General features: G+C 38.1%; 9 protein-coding genes. All 9 read right to left on the reverse strand.

The window, feature by feature from the left end:
• Positions 1-52: 52 nt before the first annotated feature.
• On the reverse strand, positions 53-295 hold the full coding sequence (locus tag ABXG98_RS07210; RefSeq protein WP_353538029.1) for a hypothetical protein: 243 nt from the start codon (positions 293-295) through the stop codon (positions 53-55).
• Positions 282-4,853: an RHS repeat-associated core domain-containing protein gene (locus tag ABXG98_RS07215; RefSeq protein WP_353538030.1), complete on the reverse strand. Its 4,572-nt coding sequence runs from the start codon at positions 4,851-4,853 to the stop codon at positions 282-284. The genes ABXG98_RS07210 and ABXG98_RS07215 overlap by 14 nt, the downstream gene beginning before the upstream one ends.
• Positions 4,854-4,937: 84 nt before the next feature.
• Complete coding sequence (locus ABXG98_RS07220; RefSeq protein ID WP_353538031.1) at positions 4,938-6,047, reverse strand: hypothetical protein; 1,110 nt, start codon at positions 6,045-6,047, stop codon at positions 4,938-4,940.
• Positions 6,047-7,243, reverse strand: a complete 1,197-nt coding sequence (locus tag ABXG98_RS07225) for a hypothetical protein (RefSeq protein ID WP_353538032.1) — start codon at positions 7,241-7,243, stop codon at positions 6,047-6,049. The genes ABXG98_RS07220 and ABXG98_RS07225 overlap by 1 nt, the downstream gene beginning before the upstream one ends.
• 24 nt (positions 7,244-7,267) lie before the next feature.
• Positions 7,268-7,561, reverse strand: coding sequence for a PAAR domain-containing protein (locus ABXG98_RS07230; RefSeq protein WP_353538033.1), 294 nt, complete (start codon positions 7,559-7,561; stop codon positions 7,268-7,270).
• Positions 7,562-7,598: 37 nt separating this feature from the next.
• On the reverse strand, positions 7,599-7,952 hold the full coding sequence (locus tag ABXG98_RS07235) for a hypothetical protein (protein ID WP_353538034.1): 354 nt from the start codon (positions 7,950-7,952) through the stop codon (positions 7,599-7,601).
• Between the two features lie 4 nt (positions 7,953-7,956).
• Entirely contained in the window at positions 7,957-9,744 is a 1,788-nt protein-coding gene (locus ABXG98_RS07240) for a type VI secretion system Vgr family protein (protein ID WP_353538035.1), read from the reverse strand.
• A gap of 65 nt (positions 9,745-9,809) precedes the next feature.
• A complete protein-coding gene (locus tag ABXG98_RS07245) occupies positions 9,810-10,289 on the reverse strand; it encodes an Hcp family type VI secretion system effector (protein ID WP_353538036.1) in 480 nt (159 codons plus the stop codon).
• 375 nt (positions 10,290-10,664) lie between these two features.
• A complete protein-coding gene (gene tssH, locus ABXG98_RS07250) occupies positions 10,665-13,268 on the reverse strand; it encodes a type VI secretion system ATPase TssH (RefSeq protein WP_353538037.1) in 2,604 nt (867 codons plus the stop codon).
• Positions 13,269-13,294: the final 26 nt, after the last annotated feature.

A 13,294-nucleotide genomic window follows, 5' to 3' on the forward strand; every position in this document is an offset into this window, starting at 1 on the left:
CACTTACCAAGAAGAATCTTCTGGGTCAAGCAGCTTTAAATGTTGTTTAGTTTTAATTTGGTCTTTTTGATGGAATAATTATTCTGTTTTCATATAAAGATTTATCTTTCTTAAAGTTCTCAACTAATACATTAATGAATTCTGGTTTTTCTTTTAATTGTTTAATTTCTTCATCAATTAATTTAACACAAATATCTATCTCACAAGGACCTCCTGTAAAATACGTTAAATACCATGTTCCATCATCATCTTCCAAAAGAAAATAAGAGTATCTTTTTGCGCTAATTATTATCATTTTTTGCTCCTAATGTAGCTTCATTCATATTAAGTTCTTTGTATTCTCCTTTTGGAATACTATCCGTTACTCCTTCATCATGGCCAGTGGGTAATTGCCCTCCAGCCAGCCATAATTCATTTGCTCCCTCTTCATTTCCTGAAGGAATTCTCAAATTCACTGATTTAGGATCTGCTATTTCAATAACAACCATTTCCTGTCCCTGCCATGTACCTCCAGGAATTCCAAGCTCTGTTTCAATCATCCCCATATCACCATTTGTTCGAGACAGCATTTCATTAACTTGTTTAGTTGCCATGACAAACTGACCATCATCCCTACCGACGGGATCCCTACCGAATGCATCTAGCGCCCATTTAGGAGCAAAATAAGAAGCACCTCCAGAAAACTTATCTAAATGGGCATCAATATAAGATTGTGGTAAGTATGTTGATGGGTCAGGTCGAGTACCTTTGTCCATCGCTTGTACTTCTTTCACTTTTTGATAGCTTTGCGCTGCATCAGAACTATTGACAAAGTGACCTTTGGTTTTTTTTTGAAAACTATTCCAACTATTTTCCTTACAACTCAAACCAAACGGATCAACCCAGTTTATAGGATTAGGTGCGTATTGATACGGATTAATCCCACCCACCAAGCCTATCGGGTCTTGGTTGATAAAGCGCTGTTGTTTCGGGCAATAATAGCGAAAACGATTATAATGTAAGTTTGATTCTTCATCAAAATATTGCCCTTGAAAACGTAGTGGGTTTTCAATTAGGTTGGTGAAGGTATTCTCTTCACTGTCCTCATTATTATTTTCTTGCTGGCAACCAAACACATCACTGTTATTGCGCCACACTTGGGTTGCATTAGTGTCAGTTAAACAAATCGGCGTGCCGAGTTGGTCTAGGTGATAATAGTAAACTTTACCTTGCTTAATTAATGCTATCGGTAAAAAGGTGTCGGGTTGATACACAAACCAAGTAAACTTGCCGTTTTGGTGTTCACCAATGAGTTGATTGTTATCCCAAATAAAATCAATTCGGCCCTGCTCGGTTATTTTGGCGCTACGTCTGCCAAGGGCATCGTATTCGTAATGAGTTAGTTTGCCATTATGGTTAAGCTGTTTGAGTTGATTAAGGGCATTGTAAACTCGTTGTTGTTTATTGCCTTTACCCCATAATGAAATTTGGTTGCCACAGTCGTCAAAATAGTAATCGGTTCCTGCAAAACGGTGTAGTTGGTCGTTTATGACTAAGATATCATTCTGGCTATTACCATTACTGCTACTGTCATTATTACTCGCCGCCTTATCAGCCGCTTGAGCATTATTAGCTGTACTTTGTGGGTTACCAAAGGCATCCCATTGGTAGTGTTCTTGATACACTTTATGTGTTTTATCGATTGGCCTTAACACATCAGCATTATCAAGGCTGTGGTTATTGATAGCCTCGTTATTGCTCACTTGTTTAATACTCGTTGAGATTAACTGGCTCAAGCTGTTATATCGAAAAGTTTTAGCTAGCTGTGTTTGTGCTAATGATGGGGCATTGCTTTTAATATCTTGTTGATGACCAGTTTTCTGCTGCAATGCCGTTAACTGATGTTTACTGTCGTATTGGTAAGTACGAATTTCGGCAAAAGCGAGTGACTCATCTTTACTCGCTAACCATTGTTGGTCTGTTAAACGTGAATACACATCATATTGCTGTGTTAGTTCAATGCCATTACCTAAGCATTGTTGAGTATTCAGCCCTGCATTATTGTATTGTAAGGTGACTAATGATTGAGTACTAGCATGCGCAGTAGTGTCCTTATTTTCAGCTTCTGTACTATTTTTTAACAAGCTTATTTTGCTTAATTTCCCCTGCTCGGTGTAGTCATAACACAGTTGACTGCCGTCAGGTAATTGTATGCTTTTACGTTGACCTAGCGCATTGTAGTCATAGTTAAGTTGCCAAAGACCTTGTTCGCAAGTGCTTAATTGCCCGTTTTGATGATAAGATAAATTAACGGTACGCTCACTATTGTGTGCACGTATTAAACGCCCTATTTTGTCATATTGAAAATAGTTGTGTTGATTGTTAGTTGAACATCTTTGCTCCTGAACCTGACTTTTACCCTGATGTTCTCCTCGACTTTTGCCGTGTCCTTTATCTTGAATTAACGCTTGGCTTGCACTTTGCTCAATAATTCTCCCTAAACTGTCGCGTTTTAGGCGAATAAAACGTAAGTCGCTGTCATTAACACTAGCTAATTGGTCGTTAGCATCATATTTATATGTTTGTTTTCTACCATCAAAGCCAATGAGTTCTACGGGCTTTTCAGTAGGGCTATAACGCAGTTTATATTGTGCGCCGTCACTTCGGGTGATTTGAGTTAAATTACGCTCGTTATCATAGCCATAGCTAAGCCAACTACCATCAGAAAAGGTTTTTTTACTCGGTTGTGACAACCCTTGGTATTGGTATAAGGTCAGCTCAGGGGAATTTTTCGCTTGGTGTTGGCTTTCGCTTTTTTCCTGCACACTAGTTTCTTGCACACTTAACAAACGGCCTGCATTATCGTATGAAAAGGCTTTAACTGTTTGATGCTCAGGCGCTGATTGTGGGTAACTGCGCTGCTCACTTACCTGGCCATTGCTGTTTCTTTTATATTCTGTGACTAATCCTTGACGATTAATTTGTGCATTTAAACGCCCTAAGTTATCGTAACTAAAACGTGTTAGATTGTTCGCGACTTGCTTAGCTAATAGCTCACCGTCAATGCTCCAATGGTATTGTGTTTTTATGCCTTGTGTGTCTGTTTCACTTTCAAGAGTGCCTTGCTCGGTATAACGATAACTGTGTTTTCTTCCATCTGGTGTGATGATAGCAAGTAAGCGACCTGTGGCATCATAATGTCGTTTATGATGTTGCCCTAACGCATCAATGGTGGTGATTAGTTTACCCAAGTTATTATAATGATAATGGGTTGTATTGCCCAAGGCATCCGTTTTGGTACAGAGTTGACCTTGGTCATTATAGGTAAATGTTGTGCTGTTTCCTTGTGCATCAGTAATTTTACATTGCCGACCTAGATCATCATACTCGGTAACTGATGTGTCACCATTATTATTGGTGAAGGCGGTAAGCAACCCTTGCGCATTATGCACAAAACGCTCAGTGTGACCAAAGCTGTCTGTAGAAGTACTTACCTGTTCATTGGTTTCATCATTTACTTGGAAAGTAAAGTGATAATGATAGTTGTCATTATCACCCCATTGCTCAATACATTGCCCTTTTGCCCCTTCGCCTTGCCATAAGAAGTGGTGGCTAAAACCAGACGCACGTGTTCGACGAGAGATCAATAAGTCTTGTCGATATTGATAGTGCTCCGTACTTTGTTCGCTATTAGTAGCACTCACCATAGCTTGTGCATCATTGTACTGATAATGCGCTAGTAGCGGTGCTTGTAGTATTTTTTTATTTTCATCATTGAGTATGTAGGCAGCAATTTTTGTTAAGTTGCTTTGGTGATTATATTGCAGCGCAATACCACGTTTAGGACTATTAGATAAAAAGGTTAAACGTTGTTTGTCGTCATACGTTAACTCGATACACTGTCCTAAGTGATTACTGATGCTTTCTAATAACCAAACAAACTTATTTTGTTTTGCATCTTTGGCTTTTTTATTGACTTGTTTTAGCTTTTTACCTGATTCAGTTGTAGGCTCGATAAGCTGCTTTTTGAAGGTCCAATGACTCTCATCTGGCTTAATCAACACCTGCTTGCCGTCAAGTTGATGGAAAAGTGCTAAGCCTGATGACGTTTGATAACTTGTTTGTCCTGGTTTTACTTGATCAAAGACATGCACAGCACCGTCTTCATCAACTAATTCAAACCAGTGCTTACCTGCTTTTTTAGGCCCAACTTTGGGACCAGGTTGAAAATGCGCGTTAAGTTGCGCACTAAAATTATGGCGCCAGCCATAACCTAATCCCACGTTATTGCCTATTTTACTTGAACGATAGAGACGCCGCCATGTAATAGGTACTAAACCATGGTAGGTAAAATCGTCTAAACTGAGGATTTCTTCACCACTTAGCAGCGAAACAGGATCACTTCTGCATGCTTGCTGGCTAATAGGAACTTCAGAGGGGGTATTATTACTTGCACTACCACTTTGCCCTACGTTACTAGTTTGTTTACCTTGGTTACTTGGTTTAACCACGGGGATTTTAGCCTTACTGGTAGCACTAGCTTTGGGTGATGCTTCTTCTGTAGAATAATGCAACTGCGTTACTGGCTCTTCGCCATAGACATGCAATAACTCTTTGCTAATAGCATCTTTTAGTTTTGGCGCTACTTGGCGGGCTTGATGACTAACTGAAATACCCACTTGTCGCAATAATGCACGAGCATGGGTAAGCGCGTTAACATCTTTTGCTAAATGAGGGGAAATTTCATCCACCAGAGTATTGGCTTTACTGCCTCGTTGTGAAACCAATGAGTAACCACTAGGTGCCCCTGCTTTTCGAGGTAACACCACAACACGTCGGTTCCGTCCTCTAAACTGAAAATATTGTAAACTCATGCTATCTAAAGCCCTTCTGTCCGTGAATCTTTCTATGCTTATTGTTACTGCTCGGTAGCCTTATCTGTATTAACTTGCAATTAATCATGTGTTATTCCATGAATACATTGCAATGCCTTGATGCAGGTTATCTGAAACTTCGAGCTGTAACGTATTACCTTTTATAAAATTGTTTTTATACCCTGTAACTATATGTAAAAAATTGTATAAGCCAGTGTTACTTCCTAGTTCTCCGGTGAAAAATGCACTTTGAGTGATCTTAGTATTTACATCAACGTGCCCTGCTAGCGAAATATAAGCATCAAGCCAAGATTTTTGCAGTGTGTCATCACCATTACCGGGTAAATACAACTGTTCAATAACCGCAAGTGCTGCTGTTTGAGCTGTATTTTTAGGGAGAGCGGCAGCACTCTTTATAAATAGTTGCTGTGTTGTGCTAACGCGTTGTTTGCTCGGTGCTAACATGCTCTGTGCAAAATTTACCGTTATCCCTTCTTCGGTATTATCTACAGGTGATAACTGCGCAAATATTGCTCCCTCAGAAGGGATAATACCTTGGCTACATTGTGCCGTGATCAACCTATTTTGTTCATGCAATGTTGGGATATCAAACAGTAGGCTATCAACGCTAATCAAACTAATCGTCCCAGTCGCATTATCATCAGTCTGTTGGCTAAAAAAGGTGTTAGCTGAAGCTAATGCGATAGGAAAAGCAGCCCTACCATAAGGAAATAATTGGCTTTGTGGGTGTTGAAATAATTCAGGCAGTGCTAGTGTTAGCATTTTTACAAATTCAGCAAGCGCCATATTTGCATTATTAAGTTGTGCTTGTTCATCTGTTGGCACATGTATTTGCTCAACAAACTCTGGTAGTAACAAAAATACCGGTTGATTTGTGGGCAAACTAATACCTGAATGATTGATTGATGACATCAAATGTGACAGTAGTTCAATACAACGTGTCGCTTTATGTGCTTGGTTAGATTTATTGGTAGCACCTTGTTTATCTGTTTGCACAAACTGTTGACACTGAGCGAGTGTTGGATCTAATGACGAATGAAAGCATGCTAAATATTGACTGTCATTATAGCTGTGTGTGGTTTGTTCCGGTGCCACTAAAGGTAAGCTTAATGCTTGCTCTGATGTTAATGCCGCACCAATAACTAATGTTGGGGTATCTATTTTATACTTCATTAACAAACTTCTAAAGCATGCGGGTGATTGACATAAGTTTGGTTTGTAAAATGTTGCTTGTATAACATGGCAACATAACGATGCCATTGGCTCCCTAACGTAACCACTGAATCAAGTGTATCTATCGATAGGCTTTGGCCATTAAGCATGCGGCTAATCTTGTTAATTGATTTATCATTAGCATATTTTTCTCTGTTATCAAAACCTAATAACAAGGATTGCTGTTGTTGCCAAGCATTAAGTAGTTTTGCACTGTAGTAACCAAGATTAGTCGTTTTTTGTGCTGAATCACTGTCAAACTGAACATCTAGTGGAATAAACGCATCAAGCTTTTCACCCAAAACCAAACGCAACGCGTTATGTGCATGAGTGGCAAAGGCTGGTTGTTGCAAATACTGAGTAATGAAGGGGATAAACTTGATATAACCACTCAGCGCCATTGCATAAATAACTGATTCAGTATGTAACTCTTCTGTACTTAACTTATTAATAAAAGCAGTTACTTGCACTTCATCAAGTGAGCTAACAAAGATATCAAATAGTGTGCTTTGTAGAAGATCATGAGAAATTAACTGCTCGGCAATAGCATCAATATTAACGTCGTTACCAGAGAGAATATCAATATATAAGCGAATTAATGGAGATATTTTTACGGGGGGGTCAACATTGTTTGTGTCGTCAGGTAAAACTACTGACAAATAGGTATTCAGGGTTTTGCGTTGATATAAATGTAATAACACCGACACCAATAAGCTAGTTTTTCCGTGCAGGGCTAAAGCATTATTTTGAGCACTAAGCTCAAACCCCATGATGCTAATGAAATCGAAATTATAACTTAAGTGTTCGCCAAGCATTTCAGCTACTTCAAGCGCAATTAATTGCAGCCACGGTTTTTTATTAGCGATTAACAAAGGCAATAATTGGGGCTGTTTTTCTGGGAAAACCATAAGTTTCAATGATAATAGAGTAATAATCTCTGTTTTGTTTTCAGCTGTTTCAGTCGCTAAATATGCCATAATATCAGCTGTTGTGCGGGCGTTATACAAGCCATAAGCATAGTTATTGTCAAGCAAACGCGTTAAAGCTAACAGTTTTTGCGTATTATCAACATTGTTTTGTTTAAAACTACAAAAGTTAAAACGCAGCAGTTCTCGTTGCTTCATTAAGTGTGACAATTCCATTTTTAATGCGTCCATAAACCATTTACTCAAAAATGATGATTATCCACCAATTAATACGGTAGGGTTGCCAACAACAATTTTACCGCCATGGGCGGTACCATCACCCAAACGAGCCGCAGGTTTGCCATTAATAGTGACTGAGCTTGAGCCCGCATTAATAGAGTCTGGAGGACCTACGCAAACCAAAGTGTCTCCTTTTCTAGCCGCGGGTAAACTGCCAATTAGAACATTTGGCGACCCTACCACAATAGGACCACCAACATGTGGAACAGGCCCTGGGTTTACTTTGGGGCAAACATGCATATGTGTGATAGTCGAAGCTGGCATACCCATTCTTTATTCCTTATATCTTTACTTATTAATTTGTTTATTAACTTTTATCAAGTGGTATCAAGAGTAAATTACCCAACGCAAGTTCATTGGCAATAAATTTAATACATTCAGCAACACTTTGGTTTGCATGTTGATATTCATCATAAGCTAAGTAATCAAACATACGATTCATTATGTTTTGCTCATTTTTCCAAGGATGTAAATTTTGTAAAAACTGTTCACCATAAGTCGTACTAACTAGAAACTCTTTTAATGGTGGGTTCAATAATGGATCTTTGGGTTTATCTTGTGGCCGACAAGCTAAATAATGATAGCCAAATTGACAAATGACGTAGAACCCCTTGCATAAATAACCTTGTCGACCTATACCAGGGTAATTATAATAACTCATTGTATTAATTCAACTTTATCTGAGCAGCTTTAAGCGCTATAACAGTGCCATTAACTTTGATGTTAGTACCATCAATAGTGATAGCTCCATCGCTAGTCATTTTGATTGATGCGGCACCTGTTTTAAATTCTATTTCGCTACCCGCTGTTACTTTGAGAACGTTGCCTACATCTAACGTATCATTATTTGCAATAGTCGTTAGCCTGTCATTATCTATGGTATCTTTTTGATCATTCTTTACTTTGAGCTCATGATCTTTTTCTGCTTGCAAAAATAATAGCTCTTTACCTTTGTCATCTTCAAAACGTAATTCATTAAAGTTGTCGGCACCACCATTCTTTGTGCTATGAGATTTAATGCCACTTTGGGTTTTTTTGGCCGGCAATGCATAAGGAGGCATTAAATCAGCATTATAAATAGCACCACTGATAATAGGCTGATCAGGGTCTCCGTTGATAAATTCAACTAGCACTTCTTGGCCTACTCGGGGGAAAAAGAATGCACCCCATTTATTTCCCGCCCAATTTTGAGCAACGCGTATCCAGCAAGAACTTTTGCTATTAAATTCACCTTCTCGATCCCAATCAAATTGCACTTTAACTCGACCATATTTATCTATGTGTTGTTCGTCACCAGGATCTCCAGTTACAACGGCTGTTTGCACTCCATGAATTAAAGGCTTATGAATCGTAACCGCTGGCCTATAAGGTGTATCTTTTGGAACGCATTCAAAATCATTGGTAAATACGTTATCTGCAGCTGACTGATTGGCACCAGATTGGTTTGGCTGGGTTGCGCTCGTTCTAATTGCTGTTAATAAATAACTTTTGCCTTTGTATGAACTATCTTCATGGTCTTCAAAGGTAAAAAATTTAGCAATAGTAAAGCTTCGACAATCACTTTGACCACTGCATTTATGCATGTCTTTTTGTAATGCTTCTAATTGGGTATTTGCATAAGGCTGCGGACGTTTGTTGAATTCGGACTCACCGAGGTAATCAAAAATTTCCAAACTAGCCTGCTTGGGTAAGCTTGCAGTGGTTTTATTGCCGCTTGGGTATAATGTCGGCTGCTCGAAGTCATATCCTTTTTGCTGATATGCGCCACTTACCATGCTTAAGCCGCCCTGCCAATGCGAAACATGAGGTTTTGATAAGTGACCTGAAAAACACCTTACTTTGGCTTCAGCACATTTTTTATAGGCGGTTATGTCATCGGCAAGCACTAGGGTGTGCGCTGCACTACTATGTTCAAAAAAGTAAAAAATACCTTCTTGTTGAAGTAACCTAGCAACAAAATCTAAATCAGACTCTTGATATTGAACACAATATTCGTATTTAGGATAGGATTTCATTGTTTTATTCTGAAAAGCAACACCATGCTGACCAAATAAGTCGGATACAATATCAATAACAGACAAATTTTGATAAATTCGACAGTTACTTCTTTTTTTCATGAAAGCAGCGGCAGGTACTATGATCGCTTGATAGTCTATATAGTTTTCAACATCATCAGGTGCGGCTGTGCGTATACCTGTTGATTCGATATGACTAACAACGCCATGATAATAACGAATGGCACCGCCACTTTCTGCATTTCTTAATGAAACACAGACATTTTTTCCAACCAAACCATCAAGAGAAATAGTAGTACCAACGGTAAACATAGAGACAGTAAATGCATAAAGTTGTGAAATTGCTTCAGTTGCAGAAAGATGTGTTAAATAAAGTGTATCTTTACCTAAAGGTGTAGATATCGAAATAATATTATTTTTTTGGGTAGATTTTTGCATTCCTTGCCTCAATAAGTTTAAAAAAGCCTTAAGGGAATTACCCCTTAAGGCTTAGGTAACAAAAATTACATTTGTTGACCTTTAACGCCGCTGTAACCGTATCTAAGCGCTGCAGTAACATTATTTTTGTCATCAGTTGGCGTAACCGCCATCATCATTTCTGTGTAGCTAATGGTAATTGTTTCAACAGGACGATCACCCTGAATTGAAACACTATAGCTTGAAATCATGGCGTCAGTTAATTCAATTTGCATGATTTCTTCAATTTTATCACCTTGCTTAGTGATGTAAAAAATTGCTTTTTTGCCTTTACCGATAGTTGCTTCTTCAAATAAATATGTTGATGCATTATCTTGTAATTTAGTGATGGTTACATCACCAAGGCGGGTTGAACTTGCTTCACGATCTTGTGCTGTACCAGTATATGAAGAAAGTTCGCGGCTAACATTCCAATCAACAGAAAGTACAGTGATTTTATCTTTGTATCCTTCAGCCGTAGTTTCGCCTTTAATTCCTTCATAGTCCAAGTATGTATTTGCTTGCATTGTTAATGCTCCTTTGCATATGTTTTATCCGTTAGTGGATAGGCTTATTTAATGTAAACATAAATTGTTTAAATTAAATTTAATAGAATGTAAACGTTACATTCTATTTCCTAAAAGAGCTTACATCCATGTACAAAATAGTAGGAATAAAGTTCGCTTAGGAAATAGATAAGCGCCTTAATTTCAAAAGCATTATACTTAAAAACAACAACAACACAACAATTAAAGTTGATTTTTATTCAATTATTTCAATACTTTACCGCTTTTTTTGAAAAACAAAAAACCAGATAACCATCATTTAAATGGTTACCTGAAATTGATAGTAGTATTAAAAGTATTAGTTGAAATTAAACTAGTGTCTCGTGATCAATAAACCTAAACTTTGTAGGTAAACTCATCTTTTTTGACATTAATTTCAACATTTTTAGTACTTGTATCATTTGACATTTTATGCAGAATCTTTGTCGATAACTCAGGGAGCATAATATTTTGCAAAATATTATGAATATTACGTGCTCCTGAGCCCGCATCTTGACATAGACCAACTATTTTAGTGACGACCTCCTCGCTGTAACTAAATTTAGCCAAATGATGGTTGTTTAACCTAACTCCAACACGAGCAAGTTGTAATTTGGTAATGTCATTCAACATGTCGTCTGTCAGTGGAATATAAGGAACAACATTAATACGACCTAAAAATGCTGGTTTGAAATAAGTCAGTAAATCGTCCTGTAATGCCTTTCGTAGCCCTGTAACCGAAGGAGCAGTTTTTTCATCTTCAAACAATTCCATGGTCGTGCTGGTACCTGCATTTGAGGTCATAATGATTATGGTATTTTTAAAATCTATATCTCTACCTTCACCATCTTTTATTGTTCCTTTATCAAATACTTGATAAAAAATATCTTGTACACCTGGGTGCGCTTTCTCCATTTCATCAAGTAAAATAACACTGTAAGGTTTACGACGAACGGCTTCGGTTAATACCCCCCCTTCACCGTATCCCACATAACCTGGAGGTGAGCCTAAAAGTAACGACACCTTGTGTTCTTCTTTAAATTCAGACATGTTAATAATAGTGATATTGTCTTCGCTACCATACACTTGCTCTGCCAAGCTCAATGCTGTTTCTGTTTTACCAACCCCGCTAGGTCCGACGAGTAAAAACACCCCAATTGGTCGTTTTTCGTCCCCTAATTGAGCTCTGGATATTTGCACTGTTTTAGCAATAAGATCAAGCGCATGGGGTTGTCCAATAATCCGCTTTTGCATGGTTTCTTTCAATGACAAAATCATGTCTATTTCATCATTTTGCATTTTACCAACAGGTATACCTGTCCAATCAGAAATAACCTCAGCAACTAGTTGTTCATCAACTTGCCAGTGCACCATGGGTTGTGTGTTTTCAGCTAACTTAGCCTTTAATTTTTTAAGTTCGCGTAATTTATCTTTACTATCGTTAATATCGTCTTGTTGTAGCTCAGTTACTAATGTTGCAACATCCTTCACTAACCCTAATTCAGCTTGCCACTGTTTAGTTAATGGCACTAAAGCTTTTTGGGTCTTTTTAAGTTCTTTTTGCAGTGTTTGTAATTGTTTTTTATGATCTTCACCTGTTTTTTCTTCTCGTTTTAAAAGAGTAATTTGTGTTTGTATTTGCTGCTCTTGGCGTTGAAGGTTTTCTACAACACCAGGTGTAGATGCTTGACTCATTGCAACTCTAGCACAGGCTGTATCAAGCAAACTTACAGCTTTATCTGGCAGTTGGCGGCCACTAATGTAGCGATGAGATAATGTTACAGCTGAACATAATGCTTGATCTGAAATTACAATTTTATGATGACTTTCCATCACTGGAAGCAAGCCACGCATCATAATAACTGCCTGTTCTTCACTAGGCTCTTCTATTTTCACTACTTGAAAACGTCTCGTTAGTGCCGCATCTTTTTCGAAATACTTTTTATACTCAGCCCAAGTTGTGGCAGCAATCAACCTAAGCTCACCCCGCGCTAATGCCGGTTTTAGAAGGTTTGCGGCATCATTTTGTCCCGCTTGGCCGCCACTACCCACCATGGTATGTGCTTCATCAATAAATAAAATGACAGGATGAACCGCGTTTTTCACTTCATTGATAAGCGATTTCAAACGATTTTCAAACTCCCCTTTCATGCCTGCTCCAGCTTGTAATAATGCAAGATCGAGGACATGTAGACGAATGTTTTTTAATGCCTTTGGCACATCTTGCTCAGCAATTTTAAGTGCTAAGCCTTCAACTACTGCTGTTTTTCCAACCCCTGCCTCTCCCGTTAAGATAGGGTTGTTTTGCCGGCGACGCGTTAAAATATCTATCATTTGTCTGATTTCATTATCGCGTCCTAAAATAGGGTCTATTTTGCCCATTTCAGCGTCTTTAGTTAAATCTTGCGTATATTGATCAAGGCTAGGTGTTTTACTAGATTTAGCTACACCATTAGGGCTATTTGTGGCTGAAATTTCTGTTGATTCAGAGGACTTAGCTGATAATTGCGGCCATGCATTTAACAATTGTGCTGCATCTATTTTAAGTAGCTGCTTTGCTGGGCGTGTTACTAATGCACTTAACGATTCATCATTTAATAAAGTATAAATAAGGTATGCTGAACGAATTTGGTTATCATTAAATTCAATTGTAGTATTAAGCCATGTTTGTCTTAACAAGTTAACAATGTGAGGGGAAAGACTTGGCGCTGCACTGTTACCCGTTTTTAGCTTTTCTAAACCTTGCTGTAATTCACTACTTAAGACAGCTTTTTCTAAAGAAAAACTCGACATAATTAATTGAAAGTCACCTAACTCTTTTTCAAGTATCGCAAGTAACCAATGTTCTATCTCTACAGTAAACTGACTGCGGCTGTGACATATACTTGCTGCCGACTCTAATGATTGTCGACAAGCTGGAGATAATTTTTCTACAAGTTTACTTAAGGTCATTGCTGACATAAAATCTAGTCCTTTATTTTTAATGT

This window comes from Colwellia sp. KU-HH00111, assembly GCF_040362745.1.
Taxonomy (GTDB): Bacteria; Pseudomonadota; Gammaproteobacteria; order Enterobacterales; family Alteromonadaceae; genus Colwellia.

Excerpts from the sequence above, each read along its gene's own strand:
- ABXG98_RS07210 (WP_353538029.1), bottom strand. The coding sequence starts at position 295 with ATGATAATAATTAGCGCAAAAAGATACTCTTATTTTCTTTTGGAAGAT.
- ABXG98_RS07215 (WP_353538030.1), bottom strand. The coding sequence starts at position 4,853 with ATGAGTTTACAATATTTTCAGTTTAGAGGACGGAACCGACGTGTTGTG.
- ABXG98_RS07220 (WP_353538031.1), bottom strand. The coding sequence starts at position 6,047 with ATGAAGTATAAAATAGATACCCCAACATTAGTTATTGGTGCGGCATTA.
- ABXG98_RS07225 (WP_353538032.1), bottom strand. The coding sequence starts at position 7,243 with ATGGACGCATTAAAAATGGAATTGTCACACTTAATGAAGCAACGAGAA.
- ABXG98_RS07230 (WP_353538033.1), bottom strand. The coding sequence starts at position 7,561 with ATGGGTATGCCAGCTTCGACTATCACACATATGCATGTTTGCCCCAAA.
- ABXG98_RS07235 (WP_353538034.1), bottom strand. The coding sequence starts at position 7,952 with ATGAGTTATTATAATTACCCTGGTATAGGTCGACAAGGTTATTTATGC.
- ABXG98_RS07240 (WP_353538035.1), bottom strand. The coding sequence starts at position 9,744 with ATGCAAAAATCTACCCAAAAAAATAATATTATTTCGATATCTACACCT.
- ABXG98_RS07245 (WP_353538036.1), bottom strand. The coding sequence starts at position 10,289 with ATGCAAGCAAATACATACTTGGACTATGAAGGAATTAAAGGCGAAACT.
- tssH (WP_353538037.1), bottom strand. The coding sequence starts at position 13,268 with ATGTCAGCAATGACCTTAAGTAAACTTGTAGAAAAATTATCTCCAGCT.